Genomic DNA, 18,359 nt, shown 5'->3' on the forward strand with positions numbered 1-18,359 from the left:
GGTGGCAAACAGGCCGCCGGGATTGCCGGACAGGCTGTAGGTGACGGCATTGGTGGTGGCGTCGGCGTCGCTGGCAAAGGCGGTGATGCCGACCAGGGAGCCGATGGCGATGTTCTCGTCGACGGCATTGGCGGCGGCGTTGGTGTCGGTCGGGGTAGTGACATCGAACTCGTCGACATCGTTGATGGCGATGGTGAAAGCCTGCTCGTCGAAGGCACTGCCATCGGAGACGCGTACCACCACTTCATAGGTGCTGTCGCCGTTGCTGTCGCCCGGGCTTTCCCGGTTGGGCGCGTTGACAAACGACAGGACGCCGGTGTTGGGATTTATGGTGAAGAGTCCTGCATCGGCGCCACCGACTATGGTGTAGGTCAGCAGCGCACCGAAGTCCGGGTCACTGGCCGTCACTGTGGTGACCACAGTGGTGTTTTCGTCGATGGCCAGAGCAGCCGAACTGCCGCCCCCGTTGGAGGTGATGGTGGGGCCGTTGTTCTGCACACCGAGGAAGTCGGTGTTGCTCAGGTCCTTGAGACCGTCGAGTTTGATCACCAGATCGGCCTGGCCGTCGCCGTTGGTATCGGCCTTGACGTAGGTGGCATTCTGCCCGGAGTTCTGCTCGTACCAGACACCGTTGATCAGGGAAGTGGTGCCTCCCCACTTGAGGTCGGTGGAACCCAGCAACGGGCGCAGGTCGATCTTGTCGTTGTCCGGGTTGGCGTCATGCACACCGGAAAAGTCACGGATAGTATCCATCCCGCCACTATTGGATTCCATCGCGCTCTGGTAGACGAAGAGGTCATTGCCGCTGCCACCGCTCAGCAGATCGGCGCCATTGCCGCCCTGGAGGGTATCGTCACCGCCTTCACCGTAGACGGTGTCGTTGCCGTTGCCGGCATAGATATAGTCGTTGCCGCCACTTGCATGGCCATCGCCGTTGTCGCCATAGATTGTCTCCGAGCCATTGCCGCCGTAGATGGTGTCGCTGCCGGCGAGGGCTCGGCTCTGCTGCCGGTAGTCATCCCAGCCGTCGCCGTAGATGACGTCGTTACCGTTCTCGCTGTTGACAAGCGATGTCCCGATGACGTCGTTGCCGGATCCGCCATAGACGAGGTCCTGGCCGTTGCCGCCGGAGAGGGTATCGTCCCCGAGACCGCCGTAGAGGGTATCCTCGCCGTTGCCGCCCAGCAGGGTGTCGCTCCCGCTGCCGCCGTCGAGCATGTCACTGCCATTGCCTCCATCTATGAGGTCGGCTCCTGTGCCGCCAATGAGAGAGTCGTTTTTATTGGTGCCGCTGATGTCAGCCATGGGTCTGCTCCTTCAGAAAGCGGGAAGATGATTCGGTATGGAGACAAGATCGCCGTCCTGGCCATCTGCTCTTGCACCGAGCAACTCTTCACCTGGTGCAACTGTCGGGGATCTCTTTCACCAGCAGTTGCAGGTCTTTGATTTTGATGGCCATACCGGTGAGAGGGCCGTCCCGGTCTCGCCGCACTATCTGCCCGCAACACCGGATCTTCATGGCACCGTGCGTCACCCCCGGATCGAGATCAAAGCAGACGTCACGCCCTTCGTTCTCAGGCGTGGCTGCCTCCTCGAGTTGCAGGTAGCAGCCCCCGATGCTGATGTCCCGGGTGAACCCTGTCTGGCCCGAGAGCCGGACAGGTATCACCGTCCTGATGCGCTCATGCTGGCGAGCATGGATATGTGTGGGCGTTGTCATGCCGATTAGCCTAGGCCAGAAGGGGAAGATGAAAAATGGAAGAATCAGACCGATTTATGTGGGACAAAGTGTCGGTCGACCCAGGACAAAACCAGGATATTTCGACTAATTTGAGAGGGGACCATTGTCAGGCAGGATGCCTGTCACGTTGTCGTAGGCATAGGGGGCGGGGTATGGATACCAGAATCAATGTCATCGTGATCTGTGACTTGCCGATAGTCGCATGGGGGTTGCGCGGGGCCATTAACGCACAGCCCAACGAGATGGACGTCATCGCTTGTGTGGCCGATCCCGTCGAGGCCGTGCAGTGGATGGTACCGGGCAAGACGTGTGTCGTCCTGTTCGATCTGGATGGCCGCAATGGCATCGACCAAATTCCGCCCCTGCTGTGCGATACCCACGTGCGCGTGCTGGTGATCGCCACTGCGGAGGGCACCGAACTGCAGGAGAGAGCGGTATTGGCCGGGGCCTGCGGCGCCATCAGCAAGCGGGAACCGGTGGAGGTGCTGTACAAGGCCATCCGCAAGGTGCACGGGGGCGAGTACTGGGTCGATCGCGCCGCCACCGAGCGGATCCTGATGGCCATCGCGAGGGAGAAGGGGGCTCACCACGCCGAGCAGGCGAAGATAGCGCGGCTGACCCGCAAGGAGAGACTGACCATCGCGGCCATTACCCTGGGCGTCGATGCCAATACCCTCGAGATCGCGCGGCGCCTCAACATCAGTGAGCACACCCTGCGCAATCACCTGACATCCATTTACGCCAAGCTGGGCATTCGCAATCGAATGGGCCTCTATGCCTATGCACAGAAGCATGCGCTGACAGAGCAAGGCTCCCAGACCTGAAACGCCTGTCGGCCTCCCAAGGCTGCGATGATCTTGCCGCAGGCCACCGGGGCCCGCGTGATGAAGGGGCCGGGGGCCCTTGTCGGGTGGAGAGTCAGCTATGGCCTTGGCAAGAGGGGGAGGGCATGGATGGCAATGGGCAGGGGAAGGCCCATCAGAGTTCGTGGGCGTGGAATCCCTTGCGATAGCGGGCTTCACAGCGCGGACAGCGCTGCAGGCTGGGATCCTGATCGAGCTGTTCGACGATGAGCGGCTCCTCGCAATCGGAGCAGAGGCCATAGAGCCCCAGCTCCATCTGGCAAAGCGCGGCGTCGATGCGCTTGAGGCGCGCCACGCTCTGCTCCACCTTGGGCAGATCGAGGCGACCGGTCAGGTCCACCAGCTGATCCCGCTCGCAGGATGCCACCTTCTGTGCCCAGTCGTCACGTCGACAGGCCTTGAGCTGGCCTATCAGCTCTTCTCTTGTTTGTGCCCAATCGGTCAGCAGGCGCTCATGCCATTCGGCCAACCGGGCTTGCGTCACTTCACACACAGCAGCCCCCAAAGACGAGTGATAAAACTCGGCCAGTATAGGGAAACCCGCGGTTTATCAAGATGACATGAGTCAAGTAAAAGTGGGTTAGCTCACAGTTTTCGCGGCTTGCAGCAAGGCGTCCCGGATAGGTCCTGTCTCTTTGTGCAGACGAATCTCCTGGAAAAGTACGGCTGCCTGGGGATATTCACGCTTGAGATAGCTGAACCACTGCTTGATCCGGCTGGGATAGTAGTCGGCCTTCTCGCTCGCCAGATCCTGCTCGGTGTAGGTCACCATCAGCTGCAGCACCTCGGCCCAGCTCATGTGGGCGCAACCTGTCTTCATCACATTGGCCAGGTTGGGCAGCGAGATGGCACCGCGCCCCACCATGAGGGCGTCGCAGCCGGAGACCCGGGCGCAGGTCAGGGCATCCTGGTGATCCCAGATCTCGCCGTTGGCGGTGACGGGAATGGGCAGGGCGCGGCGAATGGCGTCCACGTACTCCCAGTGGGCCGGGGCCTTGTAGCCTTCGCGCTTGGTGCGGGCATGGACTGCCAGCTCGTTGGCCCCTCCCTGATAGACGGCCTGGGCGTTGTCCAGATAGAGCTCCTTGTCATCATAACCCAGGCGGATCTTGGCACTGACCGGCAGGTGGGCGGGCACCGCGTCCCGTACCGCCTTGACGATGCGATAGACGGTTTCGGGCTCCTTGAGCAGCACGGCGCCCCCCTTGCTCTTGTTGACCGTGGGGGCGGGGCAGCCGAAGTTGAGATCGACCCCGGGGGAGCCGAGCTCGATGGCGCGCACTGCGTTTTCGGCGAGCCATTCCGGGTGCTGGCCCAGCAGCTGCACCCGTACCGGGGTGCCGGCGCGGGTCTTGCCATTCTGTCTGAGCTCGGGGCAGAGACGATGGAATACCTTGGCGGGCAGCAGCTGATCGACCACCCGGATGAATTCGCTGACGCAGAGGTCGTAATCGTTGACGGAGGTGAGCACCTCCCGCATCAGGTGATCCAGGACCCCCTGCATGGGGGCCAAAATAACGCGCATAGCTGCTTCCGAAGACAAGGGGAGAAAAAAGAGCGCAGATTGTAGTGGCAATGGCCGGGATTGTCAGCCGTCTGCCCACTCGATGAACCCAATCGATGGCCGCCGCCTGGGCCAGTCTGTCAGCTTCAGGGCCAACTCTGTTAGGCTAAAGGCAGAGATGCATTCAGAGGAGTACCCATGAAACGCTGGTGTCTGATGGCCTTGGGCTGGCTTGCCTTCGCCACCGGGATAGTCGGGATAGTCCTGCCCCTGCTGCCGACCACCCCCTTCATGCTGCTGGCGGCGGCCCTCTTTGCCCGATCCTCCCCCCGGTTTCACCGCTGGATGCTGGCTCACCCCTGCTTCGGCCCCCCCATCCTCGACTGGCAGCAGTATCGCGGCATTCGCCGTCATGCCAGACGTCGGGCTGTCGTCTTCATCCTGATCTCGTTCTCGGTGTCGCTCCTGGTGGTACCGCTGCCCTGGGTGAGGTGGTTGCTCGTTGTCATAATGGTGATCCTGCTCACCTGGTTGATGCGTCTGCCTGTGCTGGAGCCGGTTGCAATGAAGAAGTGAAATCCCTAAGCTATCGCGGCAATAATGCTATGGAGTCGGCTCGTCATTTTTGCGTGACGGGCCTTTTTATTGCCCCCAGGCGGAGATCCTATGTGCCGCCATAGCTGGGCTCAAAAAAATAAGCGGTCAAATAATGAATCCGGATACCCTGAAGTTTATCGAAGCGAGCATCAAGACCATTCCCGACTACCCGAAGCCGGGCATCCTGTTTCGCGACATCACCAGCCTGATCGAGAATGCCGAGGCCTTCAAGGCCACCATCGATCTGCTGGCCGATCATTACCGTGATCAAGGGATCACCAAGATCGTCGGTACCGAGGCCCGCGGCTTCATCTTCGGCGCCCCGGTCGCCTACGCCATGGGGCTGGGTTTTGTGCCGGTGCGCAAGCCTGGCAAGCTGCCCCGCAGCGTCATCGAGGAGTCCTACGCCCTCGAGTACGGCACCGATACCCTGCAGTTGCACACCGATGCCATCGTGCCCGGTGACAAGGTACTGGTAGTGGACGATCTGCTGGCCACCGGCGGCACCGTCGATGCCACCGTCAAGCTCATCCGCCGTGCCGGCGGTGAGGTGGCCGATGCCGCCTTCATCATCTCCCTGCCGTCCCTCGGTGGCGAGGCTCGCCTGACCGCCGCCGGCGTCAAGGTGATCTCCCTGGTGGAACTCGCGGGCGAGTAACCCCCCTGGCAGGCGGGCCTCGTCAACCTGCCGCCAGCCTCAGACCGGTGCCTGAATGGGCACCGGTTTGAAATTCAAGCGATCCCTCCCAAGGCGGCCGATAGTCCATACAGCCCCCCCGCCATTTGTGTTAGCATCCTGCCTCAATGCCTCGTTTTCCAGCATCGAGATCTATGAGCTATCAGGTTCTGGCGCGCAAATGGCGCCCCCATACGTTTGAACAAGTGGTTGGCCAGCAGCATGTGCTGACCGCCTTGACCAATGCCCTGGATCAGGGGCGGCTGCACCATGCCTATCTGCTGAGCGGCACCCGTGGGGTCGGCAAGACCACCATAGCCCGCATCCTGGCCAAGAGCCTCAACTGCGAGCAGGGGATCAGCAGCCATCCGTGCGGCGTATGCGACACCTGCCGCGAAATCGATCAGGGCAATTTCGTCGATCTGCTGGAGATCGATGCGGCCTCCCGCACCAAGGTGGAAGACACCCGCGAACTGCTGGACAACGTGCAGTACCGCCCGGCCCGCGGCCGCTTCAAGGTGTACCTCATCGACGAGGTGCACATGCTGTCGCGCCACAGCTTCAATGCGCTGCTAAAAACCCTGGAAGAGCCGCCCCCCTATGTGAAGTTCCTGCTGGCCACCACGGATCCGCAGAAGCTCCCCATCACCATCTTGTCGCGCTGCCTGCAGTTTCACCTCAAGAGCCTGGATCAGACCCAGATCGCCAAGCAGCTGGAGTGGGTGCTGGACAGGGAAGGCCAGCCGTTCGAGCCGCGCGCCTTGCTGGCGTTGGCCAAGGCCGCCGACGGCAGCATGCGCGACGCCCTGAGCCTGACGGATCAGGCGCTGGCCCACGGCAACGGCAGCGTGCGGCTCGACGCCGTGCTCGCCATGCTGGGGACGCTCGATCATCACCATCTGCACCAGCTGCTGGAGGCGGTGCTCCGCCAGGACGCCCCGGCCACCATGGCCAAGATCACCGAAATCGCCACCCTGGGGCCGGATTTTGATCAGCTCCACGCCGAGCTGGAAGCCTTGCTCCATCGTGTCGCCATGGCCCAATTGCTGCCGGCCAGCGTGCAGGAGCAGGGGGCGGATGCCGATGCCCTGTTGCAACTGGCCCAGGCCATGAGCCCGGAGGAGGTACAGCTCTGCTACCAGATCGTGCTCGGCGGGCGCAAGGATCTGCCCTGGGCCCCTGACGGACGCACCGCACTGGAGATGACCTGCCTGCGGATGCTGGCCTTTTCGCCGCGCCGCGAGGTACTGCACCCCGCCCGCCTGACTGCCTTGCCCCCTTCCATGGCAGGGCTGGTCACCTCCTCTGCGGTGGGGAGGGAGACTGGTTCGATCCCGCCGGGAAAGCCTCAAGGGGCTGAGCCAGCCCCGCATCAGGGGACCAGGGCGATCGGTGCGAGCGAACCCGCAGCCAGGGCGGCGAGCGGACCCATGCCTGAGTTGCAGGCCGATGAACCGGCACCCGGTGACGATGAGCCCAATGTGAGCCTCTTTGCCGAGCAGAGCGAACTGCTGCAAGCCGCAGAGCAAATGGGGTACGAGGTGCAGTCCATGGCGCCTAAGGCGAGGCCGGACGACCTAGTCGCCGCAAAGGAGGTCAGCGAGCCCGAATCGTCACGTTCTTCTCATGATGCCCCCGCTCCCGCGCCAGACCGGGAGCTCGAGGCGGCGCCTTCGGCGGCCTCCAGCATGCAGAGCCTGCTGGGCAAGCGCAATCTGCTGCGCAGTCGCCTGCGCGGCGAGCAGAGCGCGGGCGCCGCGCCCGTCCGGACGGCCCCCAAATCGCTGGCTGTCGCAAAACCTGCGCCTGGTGTGCAAGTCGCCGTCCCCTCGTCCCTGGTTGCCGAACTACCTGTGGCGCGACCGGATAATCAGGGGCAAACGCCCGCCCTGGGGTATGACGACCTGCCGCCCCTCGATGCCTATGAAGAGAGCGGCAGTGACTACGAAGAGTATCTGAATCAAGGCTTCAGCGACGGGTTCGCCAGCGCCCCGCTGCCGGAGCGGGCTGCACCGGCCCCTCATCCTGCCCCTGTGACCATGGCTCCCCCGGAGCAGGACCTGCCACCCTGGGATCTGGACGCTGACGTCAGCCGGCGGGCCACGGCACCGTCGACTGCGCCGCTCTCGCCTCCCGTGGCCGTGCCTCAGGAGGCTGTGAGCAGGCCGGAACCCGCCGTCCCGGTGATGGAGACCATCGATTGGGACGCGCTGGAAAATGACGATCAGCCGGAGGACGCGGGGGAAGTATCCCGTCTGATCCCGTCCTCTCTCCTGGTCAACTGCGGCGATCCCTGGGCCGAGCTGATCGCCCGTACCGGGGTAGGGGGCCGGCTGCGCCAGCTCGCCATCAACTCGGTGATGAGCCAGCAGGGGGAGCTGGTCTCCCTCGTTCTCAAGCCAGAGCAGCGTCATCTGGTGAGCGACAAGGCCCGCGCCGATCTGGCCGAGATCATAGGTCCGGCATTGGGGGGCAGGGTGCGCATCGAGGTGACCCTGGGCACGGATCCCGAGCGGGAGACGCCGCTCGAGATTGAGCACCGTCTCTATCTCGGGGTCCGTGAGCAGGTGAGCCGGGATCTGGCGGCCGATCCCAACGTACAGTTTTTGCAGCAACGATTCGGCGCCGTGCTCCATCCCGAGAGCATCGAGCCCCTGAGTCGCTGACGCGCGGTCAAAAAACCGCGTCGGGGTCTGGATCCCCGTTGAAAAGCCTTTTGGCTGCCCCCACTTAGGGCAGATGAACCCACAGCCCGGCGCTGGATGCCGGATTTCAAGACGAGAGACGATCTATGTTTGGTAAAGGTGGAATGGGTAACCTGATGAAACAGGCCCAGCAGATGCAAGAGCGCATGCAGAAGATGCAGGAGCAGCTGGCCCAGATGGAAGTGGTCGGCGAAGCCGGCGCCGGCATGGTCAAGGTGACCATGGCAGGCAGCCACAGCGTGCGCCGCATCGAGATCGATCCCAGCCTGATGGAAGATGACAAGGAGATGCTGGAAGATCTGGTCGCCGCCGCCGTCAACGACGCCGTGCGCCGGGTGGAAGAGCAGAACAAGAGCAAGATGAGCGAGCTGACCGGCGGCATGCAATTGCCCCCGGGCTTCAAGATGCCGTTCTGAGGATCTGATTCCTTTTAAGTCAAGAGGCTGTGCCTCGTGATGACGCAGCGGATACGGTTACCCCGTCCCCGCTGCGTTTTGTTTTTCCTCCACCCAGCCCACTATTGTGCCGGGCCTGTCTGGGCAAGGCGAAGTTCCCTTCCCGAATGCGCTGCGTCGCAGCTGTCCGTGTGGCAGGGCCTGGTGCTATGCCTTGCAGCCAGTCGGCATCCCCGCATTATCAGGCTTGCTGCGGGTTTTAGGCGCATCTGGCTCACCTGATCGAGGGAATATTGCCGCCCCGCTCACGAGTACCCATCTGATGGGGCGCACGTCACCATGAACGACGGATCTATTCCATACGCTCGAGCAGCAGCCTGACGCATTGATATGCTCGGGAGGAAGGGGGCATATAGCCCAGATGTGGCACCAGTAAAAGAAAAGGCCCCGGATTCCCGGGGCCGGTGTGTATTACTTGCTGCTCTGGACGGTGGTGTAGCTGTTGATCAGATTGCGATAGTCGGGGATGTGGTTGGCGAACAGGGTGCCCAGGCCTTCCACATCGTTGCGCCAGTCGCGGTGTAGTTCACAGGCGGCGCCAAACCAGGTCATCAGCTGCGCCCCGGCGGATGACATGCGATCCCAGGCCGAGTGACGGGTGATCTCGTTGAACGTTCCCGAGGCATCGGTGATGACAAACACCTCGTACCCCTCCTCGAGTGCGGACAGGGCCGGGAAGGCCACGCACACCTCGGTGACGATGCCGGCGATGATCAGCTGTTTCTTGCCGGTGGCCTTGACTGCCTTGACGAATTCCTCGTTGTCCCAGGCGTTGATCTGCCCGGGGCGGGCAATGTAAGGGGCATCCGGGAAGGTCTCCTTGAGCTCCGTCATCAATGGGCCGTTGGGCCCGTTTTCGAAACTGGTGGTCAGTATGGTGGGCAGCTGGAAATACTTGGCCGTCGCGGCCAGCGCCAGGACATTGTTGCGAAACTTGTCCGGCTCGATGTCGCGCACCAGGGAGGAGAGGCCGGCCTGGTGATCCACCAGCAGCACGGCAGCGTTGTGCTTGTCGAGTTTGACGTAGGGCTTGTTCATGACTTTTCTCCAGGTTTGTTGATCAGGACATTCACGCTGGGGATCCAGCACTTCGTGGTTGTTGCAGGACGATTGGTGTCTTGTCGTTCGACCGCCTCCTCCGGGCTATCCAGGGGGAGCAGGCCAGCCAGCACGGGAGCCAGTGTGATGCCCTGTGCCATCCCGGCGTGGCCGGATCCGGCGCCGCCGACATTGGCCAGGCTGTTTGCTGTGCGCCTGTTGCCGGACTCGGGGTTCAGCGTCCAATCTGGCCGAAACGGCCGCTGTTGTAATCATTGATGGCCTGCACGATCTCTTCCTGGGTATTCATGACGAAGGGACCGTGACCGACGATGGGTTCATTGAGGGGGGCGCCATTGAGCAGCAGCAACGTCGTCTCCTCCTCGACCTCCATCACCAGTTCCGTGCCGCGGCGCTCCATGACTGCCAGTTCGGCGGTGCGGACCGGGTGGCGGTCGCCAAGACGGATAGCCCCTTTGAGCACGAACAAGGCGGTGGTGTGCCCTTCCGGCAAGGGGAGCGTGACCCTGTGGTGGGCGTTCAGGCGCATGTCCCAGACGTTCATCGGGGTAAAGGTGCGGGCAGGGCCAGCTGTCTCGCCGAAGCGCCCGGCGATGATGCGCGCTTCGCCAGCGCCATCCGGCAAGGCCACCCGAGGGATCTCTCCTGAGGTGATGCCCTGGTAGCCAGGGGCCGTCATCTTGTCACGGGCGGGCAGGTTCACCCACAGCTGCACCATCTCGAAGGCGCCACCCGTCCTGGCAAAGTCCGGGCTGTGGTACTCCTCGTGGATAAGGCCGGACGCGGCCGTCATCCACTGCACATCCCCCGGTCCTATGGTGCCGCCGCCCCCCGAGGAGTCTCTGTGCGAGACGCCGCCTTCATAGACGATGGTCACCGTTTCGAACCCGCGATGAGGATGCTGGCCGACCCCGAGCCGATGGGATGTGGCCGGGAAAGTGGCCGGGCCCGCGTAGTCCATCAGCAGGAAGGGGGACATCTCCTCGGCGATGTCGTTGTAGGAGAAGATGCTCCTGACGGGGAAGCCGTCACCCACCCAGTGTCGTCCGTTGCTGCGCTTGATAAATGCCAGTTCTTTCATCTCGGTGTCTCCATGAAGCGATGGAAACAGTGTAGGAAGTGGTCATCTGTCCAACTAGGTGGTTAAATCAGAAAACACTTTCTATTGAGTTGGATGATGGACTTCAATCAGGTCGTTGTATTCGTCAAGGTCGTGCAAGCCGGCAGTTTCAGTGCCGCTGCCCGTCTGCTGGGGTTGCCGACCTCAACGGTCAGCCATCGGGTGGCCATGCTGGAGAAGCGCCTGGGCGTCACGCTCTTGCAGCGGACGACCCGTCGCCTGCATTTGACCGAGGCCGGACAGATCTATTTCGACCACGCCTCGACCGGGTTGGCGCATGTGTTCGATGCCGAGGCCGCCGTGACCGAGTCGCGGGAGGAGCCCTGCGGGTTGCTGCGGATCACGGCGCCCGTTGATATCGGCGACCAGATACTGTCGTCTCTCCTGGGGCAGATGCGCACCCAGTGGCCAAAGGTCGATGTGGAACTGGTGTTGATGAACCGCTACGTGGATCTGGTCGCAGAAGGCGTCGATGTCGCCATCCGTACCGGCCCACTCAAGGACTCGACGCTGATCGCCAGGCAGGTGGGCGTTGCGCGCTGGGCACTGTTTGCGAGCCCGGATTACCTCGCCAGTGCGCCGGCGCTCGATGCACCGCAGGCGCTGCGACAGCATGCCTGCCTGCAGTTCACCCCACTGGGCAAAGAGGCCTGGGACCTCCAGGACGAGGCCGCCAACAGCCTGACCGTCTCTTTGTCACGGCAGACGCTGATCAACGATGTCGGCTTGATCATGACCATGGTCCTGGCCGCTGAGGGGGTGGCACTCTTGCCGTCCTACCTGTGTCGCCAGGCCTGCGACGAGGGGAGACTGGTGGCTGTCCTCCCCCAATGGCATGGGAAGGTCGACCCCATCCATATCGTCTACCCAAGGCAGCGCTTCATGTCCCCCGGATTGCGTGCCTTTGTCGATCTCGCCACGCTGGCCCTGCGAAGGTGGTTCGATTGAAGCGTTATTCTTGTCCATCATCAGTGTGGTGCCATCAGGCGCTGTGTTGATGAGCGGTATCGCGCCGCCGCGCCGGACAGTCATCAGGGTCAGAGGCTGTCAGGATGCGGGCGGACGGGGCGGGCTGCACGGATCACTCTCGTGGTTCCGGCTCCTGGTGACCACGGGTGTCCGAAGGGAAGAGGGCACCACTACATCACAAACATTGTGAAAAGCGACCAGAACCCGGATAAACCTGAGCCGGGATTTGGTTTTTTTCATGCTTTTCATCGGCCTGACTTTATACATAACCATTAATGAATTAGTCATAAAGGCTTTATTCATTTGACTACTTTTCGAGTTTCTCATTGCAGAGTAAGATGCCACTTCAATAAAAATAAGAATTAGGAGTTCGGGTGTGAAGGCATTAGAGAAAGAAAGGATATCGCCCTATATCAGCCAGTTATACGAGTGCGGTATTAATGATTCTGACATTAAGCTGGTGGTGGACCAATTTCGCGCGGACGTCTCCTGCAGCTCGTCCCTGTTTTTATTGCGGGACGATGACAAGAGCGACGGAATAAAGCTCTTTTCCAGCGGATTGAGCGAGGCCCAGCAACAGTTTTATGTACAGCACCATCGCCAGGATGTGTGGTTCAATCATTATCTGGACAAGGGCTGTCAGGGGATCGTCAGCGCCAACACCATCTCCAGCTCGGTGGGTCTGCTAGCAAGCTTCGGCGCCCAGTTTGCAGCCGGTGGCGTCTGCCGGGTGAAGGGAAGGGGTCTTAGCAGCCTGTGCAGCTATCGCGGTGCCTCCCAGGATGACTTCAGCAGCCGGGAGCTCATGTCGCTGTCGGAGATCTATTCCGGTCTTGCCGCCTGGAGCCACCATTATTGGAATCTGCTGGCCCTGGAAACCCAGAACTACCAGTTGCAGCAGCTGGTAAAAAATCATAATAAGCCCAGCGCCATCATAGATGACAAGGGACATATCCATTATTCCAATGTGGCATTCAACCGCATTGCCGATGAAAATGTGGAACTGCGCGCCATCAATGGCATTTTCTCTTTGCAAAATAAAGAGCAGCAGCGCCAGCTCAAGGAGATCCTCAACGGATTTGCCTATTTGCTGCCGGGGGCAAGCGCCTATATGTCTATTCCCCGCCAGGCCAACCTCAGGCCGCTGCTGATCCAGTGCACCCTGATGAGCGGCCTCAGCCGTTTCGAGCGTTATGTGGAGGTGGTGCTGCGCGACCCCGAGCACTCCTTCAACCCCGACATCGAGGCGCTGGCCAGCCTCTATCCGCTCACCATCGGCGAGAAGGAGCTGCTGGTGCTGATGAGCAAGGGGTACAGCAGCAACGACATCGCCGAACTGCGCGGGGTCAAGGTGGAAACCGTGCGTTCCACCCTCAAGGGCGTCTTCAAGAAGACCGACTGCCACAGCCAGAACGAGCTGCTGTTGTTGCTGCAATCCATCTCCTGATCCGTGCGCGCTATGCTTGGAGTGAGCCGGACATAGTGCCCGGCTCTTGCCTCCCCTCGGGAGGCCTGTTGGGGGAAAGCGTCATGGAATCACTCAAGGCAAAGGACTACATGCAGACCAAGCCCATCACCTTCAGCGCGGAGATGATGGTGCAGGCGGCGGTGGAAAAATTTCTCAACAGCCATCAGCTGGGCGGCCCCGTGGTGGACAGCCGGGGGCATCTGATTGGTTGGGTATCCGAGCAGGATTGCATCGCCGTCATGCTCAAAGAGGCCTACCACTGTGAACAGGTGGCCCAGGTCAAGGATGTGATGCGCAAGGAGGTGCTGGCGGTGGGCCCCGACACCAGCATTCTGGATCTGGCCGAGATGATGATGGGGCAGAAACCCAAGATCTATCCGGTGGTGGAGGAGGGGCGCCTGCTCGGGGTGATCAATCGCCACAACGTGATGCAGGCCATCCATGCCCAGCTCGGCACCTGCTTCGTGCACCAGGCCAGAGTCTGACGCTCCCCGTGTCACGGCATTCATGAGCAGGCCCCGGCCTGCTCTTTTCATCCGTGGTTGTCATGAGGGCTCCGGTTCATGCCCTGGTGCGCCGCTTTAAGGCTTGCACCCTCCGGCCTCGCTCTTTAGGATCGCTCCCAGCTTGTCGATATGGCCCCCTTGCCGGGCACTCTTTTAAGGAATTCGTACCTTGTCTCTCTCTATCGAGGCGCTGCGCCGCCGTCTCTCTGCCTGCATGAACCTCGACGCCCGCCGTCTCTCCAGCCGTCTGCACGGCGTCAAGAAGTTGCCGGAAGCCAAGCAAGGCCAGGTGCTTGAGACCATAGCCGCCGAGCTGGATGCCGCCCAGGCGCGCTATCAGTCCCGTCTGGCGGGCGTCCCCAGGGTCACCTATCCGGACAACCTGCCGGTGAGCCAGAAGCAGGCGGAGATCGCCAAGGCCATTCAGGACCATCAGGTGGTGATCATCGCCGGGGAAACCGGCTCGGGCAAAACCACCCAGATCCCCAAGATCTGCCTGGCGCTCGGGCGCGGGGTCAAGGGCTTTATCGGCCACACCCAGCCGCGCCGCCTCGCGGCCCGCACCGTGGCGGCCCGCATCGCCGAGGAGATGGAGTCTGAGCTCGGACATTACGTGGGCTACAAGGTGCGCTTTACCGATCAGGTGAGCGAGCAGACCCACATCAAGCTGATGACCGACGGTATCCTGCTGGCGGAGATCCAGAACGACCGGATGCTGACCCAGTACGACACCATCATCATCGACGAGGCCCACGAGCGCAGCCTCAACATCGACTTCATCCTGGGCTACTTGAAACAACTGCTGCCCAAGCGCCCGGATCTCAAGGTGATCATCACCTCGGCCACCATAGACCCACAGCGTTTCTCCCGCCACTTCAACAAGGCGCCGGTGATCGAGGTCTCCGGTCGCACCTACCCGGTGGAGGTGCGTTACCGCCCGCTCACCAGCGATAAAAGTGAGGGGCTGGAGGAGCGCGACGAGCTGCAGGGGATCTTCGATGCGGTGGAAGAGCTGGCTAGAGAAGGTTTAGGAGACATCCTTGTCTTCATGAACGGCGAGCGGGAGATCCGCGACACCGCCGACGCCCTGCGCAAGCTCAACCTGCGCGACACCGAGGTGCTGCCGCTCTATGCCCGCCTCTCCAACGCCGAGCAGAACAAGGTGTTCCAGCCCCACGCCGGGCGGCGCATCGTGCTCGCCACCAACGTGGCGGAGACCTCGCTGACGGTACCGGGCATTCGCTACGTGATCGATCCGGGCACCGCCCGCATCAGCCGCTACTCCTGGCGTACCAAGGTGCAGCGCCTGCCCATCGAGCCGGTCTCCCAAGCCAGCGCCAACCAGCGTAAAGGTCGCTGCGGCCGGGTGGCGGACGGGATCTGCATCCGTCTCTACTCGGAGGAGGATTTCAACGGCCGCCCGGCCTTCACCGATCCCGAGATCCTGCGCACCAACCTGGCCTCCGTCATCCTGCAGATGCTGGCGCTCGGCCTTGGCAACATGGAGGCGTTCCCCTTCGTCGAGCCACCCGAGTCGCGCCATATCAAGGACGGCCTGACCCTGCTCAAAGAGCTGGAGGCGGTACGCGAGCTGCCTGCCACCGGCGATCACGAAGCTAAACTTCAGCTGACCGAGACTGGTCGCCAGTTATCGCGCATCCCCCTTGATCCGCGTCTGGCGAAGATGGTGATCAGCGCAGCGCAGACCGGTTGCCTGAGTGAGGTGATGGTGATCACCTCTGCTCTCAGTATTCAGGATCCCCGCGAGCGGCCCATGGAGAAGAAGCAGGCCGCCGACGAACAGCACCGGCGCTTTGAAGACAAGGATTCCGACTTCCTCGCCTTCGTCAATCTGTGGAACTACCTGAAAGAGCAGCAGGATGCCCTTGGCAGCAACCCGTTCCGCCGCATGTGCCAGAAGGAGTTTCTCTCCTACCTGCGGGTGCGCGAGTGGCAGGACATTCACTTCCAGCTGCGTCAGACGGTGAAAGAACTTGGTTTTAAAGCCAACCATGAACCGGCGGATTTCAAGACGGTGCACTGCGCGCTGCTGACCGGCCTCTTGAGCCACATCGGCAACAAGGATCTGGAAAAGCCCGAATTCCTCGGGGCCCGCAACGGTCGTTTCCACCTGTTCCCGGCCTCGGGTCTGTTCAAAAAGCCGCCCAAGTGGGTGATGGCCGCCGAGTTGGTGGAGACCTCGCGCCTCTACGCCCGCATCAACGCCAAGATTGAACCCGAGTGGGTGGAGCCGTTGGCAGGTCACCTCATCAAGCTGCACCACAGCGACCCTCACTGGTCGAAGAAAAATGGCGCCGTGATGGCCAAGGAGAAGGTGACCCTCTATGGCCTGACCCTGGTTGCCGAGCGCACCATCAACTTCAGCCGTATCGATCCGGCCCTGTGTCGTGAGCTCTTTATCCGCCGCGCCTTGGTGGAGGGGGATTTCGAGACCCGCCACCGCTTCTTCGAAGGCAACCGCAAGCTCCTGGCCGAGGTGGAGGCGCTGGAGCACAAGTCGCGCCGGCGCGACATTCTGGTGGATGACGAGGACTTGTTCCGCTTCTACGATGCCCGTTTGCCGGAGGATGTGATTTCCGCCCGTCACTTCGACAAGTGGTGGAAGGAGGCGCAAAAGCAGGATCCCGAGCTGCTCAACTTCGAGAAAGAGATGCTGATGAAGGGGGACGCGGCCCACATCAGCGATCTCGACTACCCCAACTTCTGGCAGCAGGGGCGTCTCAAGCTCAAGTTGACCTACCAGTTCGAGCCGGGGGAGGCGGCGGACGGCGTGACCCTGCATATTCCGCTGCCGCTCCTGAATCAGGTGGAAGTGAAAGGGTTCGAGTGGCTGATCCCGGGGCTGCGTCACGAGCTCTTGGTGGCCCTCATCAAGTCGATGCCCAAGCCGATGCGCAAGAACTTCGTGCCGGCCCCCAACTACGCCGATGCGCTGCTTGCCAGCATCAATCCCGAACAGGGGCCGCTCTTGGACGAGATGGAGCGCCAACTGCGCCGCATGACCGGCGTGACCGTACCCCGCGAATCCTGGGACTGGGCTGCGGTGCCCGATCACCTGAAACTCACCTTCCGGGTGGTGGACGATAAACACAAGAAGGTGGCGGAAGGCAAGGACCTGGAGGCATTGAAAGAGTCCCTGCGTGGCAAGGTGCAGGAAACCCTGTCCCAGGTGGCGGACGACGACATCGAGCAGTCCGGCCTCACCCTCTGGAGCTTTGGCGAGTTGCCCCAGGAGTACAGCCAGAAGCGCGGCGGCTTCGAGGTGAAAGCCTATCCGGCCCTGGTGGATCAGAAGGATTCGGTGGCCATCCAGCTGGTGGAGAGTCCGGTGGTGCAACAGCAGCTGATGTGGGCGGGCCAGCGCCGGCTGGTGCTGCTCAACGTGCCGTCCCCCATCAAGTATCTGCAGGAGAAGCTGCCCAACAAGGCCAAGCTGGGCCTCTATTTCAACCCCTTTGGCAAGGTGGCCGAGTTGATTGACGACTGCATCGCCTGCGGCTGCGACAAGCTCATCGAGCAGCACGGCGGCATGGCCTGGGACGAGGCCGGCTTCGAGGCGCTCAAGGAGTATGTCCGCGCCGAGCTCAACGACGCCGTGGTGGAGGTTGCCAAGCAGGTGGAAGCCGTGCTGACCCTCTCCCATGAGATCAAGAAGCGGCTCAAGGGCAAGATGCAGCTCGATACCGCCTTTGCCATGTCGGACATCCAGCTGCAGCTGGACAAGCTCATCCACAAAGGCTTCGTCACCGAGACCGGCTGGCAGCGGCTGCCTGACTTGCTGCGCTACCTGAGGGCTATCGAGCGGCGTCTGGAGAAGCTCGCCATCGATCCCAACCGGGATCGGGTCTACATGCTCAAGGTGCAGAGCGTGGAGTCGGAGTACAAGGCACTGCTGGCCAAGATCCCCAAATCCCAGCCGATGCCACCCGAGGTGGCCAATATCCGCTGGATGATAGAGGAGCTGAGAGTTTCCTTCTTCGCCCAGCAGCTGGGGACGCCGTACCCCATCTCGGATAAACGGGTGCAGAGCGCCATCGCCCAGTGCTAAGCTGCTATCTATCTGTTTTATTGGATAGAATAAGAACAGAGAAGGCTTGAAGGGAAGGGAGGCCATCATATGCTGGGGATCTGGTTGGGGGTGGCGCTGGTCAATATCAGCGGTTACCAGCCCATTGCGGAGCAAACCTGGGTGCAGCTCAACCCGGAGTTCTATCCGGTGCACCGCGCCGTGCCGCCCATCTTCGCCGCCTGGCGGGGCAATCAGTTCCCGCCGCTGGAGCAGAAAAAGAAGAACGGCCGCTGGCAGATCCTCTTTCCCGCCCGTCTGGTGCCCCCCTTCGATCTGTTCGAGGGGGAGGCCCAGCTCTCCAAGGCCTACCTGGCCAGGCTCAAGCGCATCGACGAGATGGCCTATGGCATGGCCCCCCATCAATCGCAACCGACTGCGGCCGCACTGTATCAACCCTCCTTCGAGGCGCCGGGGGCCAGTGCCTTTATTGCCGAGTTCTCCTTGCCTGGTGCCATGACGGGCAGAGGCCGGATGGCGCAGGGGGAGCCCTTGCTGGCCAGGCTGGCGGTGCCGTCACTGTCCGGGGCGGGCGTGCAGCTTGCCGCAGCCAGCCCGTTGCCAGAGGGCGCCATCCTGACCCTCTCCGCCACGGCGGCAGGGGGGGAT

At 61.9% G+C, this 18,359-nt stretch carries 16 protein-coding genes; 10 read left to right on the plus strand and 6 right to left on the minus strand.

The features are described 5' to 3' along the window. The coding region (locus BN1132_RS19200; RefSeq protein ID WP_209428969.1) for a cadherin domain-containing protein at nt 1–1,305 on the minus strand (1,305 nt) is incomplete at its 3' end. Nucleotides 1,306–1,393: 88 nt separating this feature from the next. Beyond that, nucleotides 1,394–1,720 (minus strand): PilZ domain-containing protein, encoded by a 327-nt coding sequence (locus tag BN1132_RS11755; RefSeq protein WP_042077760.1) that lies wholly within the window; start codon nt 1,718–1,720, stop codon nt 1,394–1,396. A 173-nt stretch (nt 1,721–1,893) separates the two neighbouring features. Here BN1132_RS11755 and BN1132_RS11760 point away from each other — a divergent pair, with 173 nt between their 5' ends. Continuing rightward, on the plus strand, nt 1,894–2,565 hold the full coding sequence (locus BN1132_RS11760) for a response regulator transcription factor (protein WP_042077761.1): 672 nt from the start codon (nt 1,894–1,896) through the stop codon (nt 2,563–2,565). Nucleotides 2,566–2,719: 154 nt separating this feature from the next. On the opposite strand, the gene BN1132_RS11765 is transcribed toward BN1132_RS11760, so the two are convergent. Next, nucleotides 2,720–3,088 carry a TraR/DksA family transcriptional regulator gene (locus BN1132_RS11765; RefSeq protein ID WP_042077763.1) on the minus strand — a complete coding sequence of 123 codons (369 nt, stop codon included), beginning with the start codon at nt 3,086–3,088 and terminating at the stop codon, nt 2,720–2,722. 96 nt (nt 3,089–3,184) lie between these two features. Then, nucleotides 3,185–4,129, minus strand: coding sequence for a tRNA dihydrouridine(16) synthase DusC (gene dusC, locus BN1132_RS11770; protein ID WP_042077765.1), 945 nt, complete (start codon nt 4,127–4,129; stop codon nt 3,185–3,187). A gap of 177 nt (nt 4,130–4,306) precedes the next feature. Between dusC and BN1132_RS11775 the strand changes: the two genes are divergently transcribed. The 4 genes from BN1132_RS11775 (at nt 4,307) to BN1132_RS11790 (ending at nt 8,502) form a co-directional block, all read left to right on the plus strand. Continuing rightward, complete coding sequence (locus BN1132_RS11775; RefSeq protein WP_042077766.1) at nt 4,307–4,684, plus strand: YbaN family protein; 378 nt, start codon at nt 4,307–4,309, stop codon at nt 4,682–4,684. A gap of 133 nt (nt 4,685–4,817) precedes the next feature. Then, complete coding sequence (apt, locus tag BN1132_RS11780) at nt 4,818–5,363, plus strand: adenine phosphoribosyltransferase (protein WP_042077768.1); 546 nt, start codon at nt 4,818–4,820, stop codon at nt 5,361–5,363. 173 nt (nt 5,364–5,536) lie between these two features. Then, the gene (gene dnaX, locus BN1132_RS11785) at nt 5,537–8,047 is read left to right on the plus strand and encodes a DNA polymerase III subunit gamma/tau (RefSeq protein WP_042077770.1); all 2,511 of its coding nucleotides are present in this window, start codon (nt 5,537–5,539) and stop codon (nt 8,045–8,047) included. 125 nt (nt 8,048–8,172) lie between these two features. Further along, complete coding sequence (locus tag BN1132_RS11790; RefSeq protein ID WP_042077772.1) at nt 8,173–8,502, plus strand: YbaB/EbfC family nucleoid-associated protein; 330 nt, start codon at nt 8,173–8,175, stop codon at nt 8,500–8,502. A gap of 450 nt (nt 8,503–8,952) precedes the next feature. Here BN1132_RS11790 and ycaC read toward each other — a convergent pair whose 3' ends face one another. Then, complete coding sequence (gene ycaC, locus BN1132_RS11795) at nt 8,953–9,579, minus strand: isochorismate family cysteine hydrolase YcaC (protein WP_042077773.1); 627 nt, start codon at nt 9,577–9,579, stop codon at nt 8,953–8,955. Nucleotides 9,580–9,814: 235 nt separating this feature from the next. Further along, nucleotides 9,815–10,681, minus strand: coding sequence for a pirin family protein (locus BN1132_RS11800; protein ID WP_042077774.1), 867 nt, complete (start codon nt 10,679–10,681; stop codon nt 9,815–9,817). Nucleotides 10,682–10,774: 93 nt separating this feature from the next. Between BN1132_RS11800 and BN1132_RS11805 the strand changes: the two genes are divergently transcribed. The 5 genes from BN1132_RS11805 to BN1132_RS20265 all read left to right on the plus strand — a co-directional run. After that, a complete protein-coding gene (locus BN1132_RS11805; RefSeq protein ID WP_244462935.1) occupies nt 10,775–11,668 on the plus strand; it encodes a LysR family transcriptional regulator in 894 nt (297 codons plus the stop codon). A gap of 397 nt (nt 11,669–12,065) precedes the next feature. Continuing rightward, on the plus strand, nt 12,066–13,136 hold the full coding sequence (locus BN1132_RS11810; protein WP_042077776.1) for a helix-turn-helix transcriptional regulator: 1,071 nt from the start codon (nt 12,066–12,068) through the stop codon (nt 13,134–13,136). Between the two features lie 83 nt (nt 13,137–13,219). Next, nucleotides 13,220–13,642 carry a CBS domain-containing protein gene (locus BN1132_RS11815; RefSeq protein WP_042077777.1) on the plus strand — a complete coding sequence of 141 codons (423 nt, stop codon included), beginning with the start codon at nt 13,220–13,222 and terminating at the stop codon, nt 13,640–13,642. A gap of 190 nt (nt 13,643–13,832) precedes the next feature. Beyond that, complete coding sequence (gene hrpA / locus BN1132_RS11820; protein ID WP_042077778.1) at nt 13,833–17,732, plus strand: ATP-dependent RNA helicase HrpA; 3,900 nt, start codon at nt 13,833–13,835, stop codon at nt 17,730–17,732. A 69-nt stretch (nt 17,733–17,801) separates the two neighbouring features. Beyond that, nucleotides 17,802–18,359 (plus strand): hypothetical protein (locus tag BN1132_RS20265; protein WP_042077779.1); only part of this gene is annotated, 558 nt, incomplete at its 3' end.

This window comes from Aeromonas sanarellii (genome assembly GCF_000820085.1).
GTDB classification, from domain to species: domain Bacteria; phylum Pseudomonadota; class Gammaproteobacteria; order Enterobacterales; family Aeromonadaceae; genus Aeromonas; species Aeromonas sanarellii.

Excerpts from the sequence above, each read along its gene's own strand:
- BN1132_RS11800 (WP_042077774.1), bottom strand. The coding sequence starts at position 10,681 with ATGAAAGAACTGGCATTTATCAAGCGCAGCAACGGACGACACTGGGTG.
- BN1132_RS11755 (WP_042077760.1), bottom strand. The coding sequence starts at position 1,720 with ATGACAACGCCCACACATATCCATGCTCGCCAGCATGAGCGCATCAGG.
- BN1132_RS11790 (WP_042077772.1), top strand. The coding sequence starts at position 8,173 with ATGTTTGGTAAAGGTGGAATGGGTAACCTGATGAAACAGGCCCAGCAG.
- dnaX (WP_042077770.1), top strand. The coding sequence starts at position 5,537 with ATGAGCTATCAGGTTCTGGCGCGCAAATGGCGCCCCCATACGTTTGAA.
- ycaC (WP_042077773.1), bottom strand. The coding sequence starts at position 9,579 with ATGAACAAGCCCTACGTCAAACTCGACAAGCACAACGCTGCCGTGCTG.
- BN1132_RS11760 (WP_042077761.1), top strand. The coding sequence starts at position 1,894 with ATGGATACCAGAATCAATGTCATCGTGATCTGTGACTTGCCGATAGTC.
- BN1132_RS11815 (WP_042077777.1), top strand. The coding sequence starts at position 13,220 with ATGGAATCACTCAAGGCAAAGGACTACATGCAGACCAAGCCCATCACC.
- BN1132_RS11775 (WP_042077766.1), top strand. The coding sequence starts at position 4,307 with ATGAAACGCTGGTGTCTGATGGCCTTGGGCTGGCTTGCCTTCGCCACC.
- dusC (WP_042077765.1), bottom strand. The coding sequence starts at position 4,129 with ATGCGCGTTATTTTGGCCCCCATGCAGGGGGTCCTGGATCACCTGATG.
- apt (WP_042077768.1), top strand. The coding sequence starts at position 4,818 with ATGAATCCGGATACCCTGAAGTTTATCGAAGCGAGCATCAAGACCATT.
- BN1132_RS11805 (WP_244462935.1), top strand. The coding sequence starts at position 10,775 with ATGATGGACTTCAATCAGGTCGTTGTATTCGTCAAGGTCGTGCAAGCC.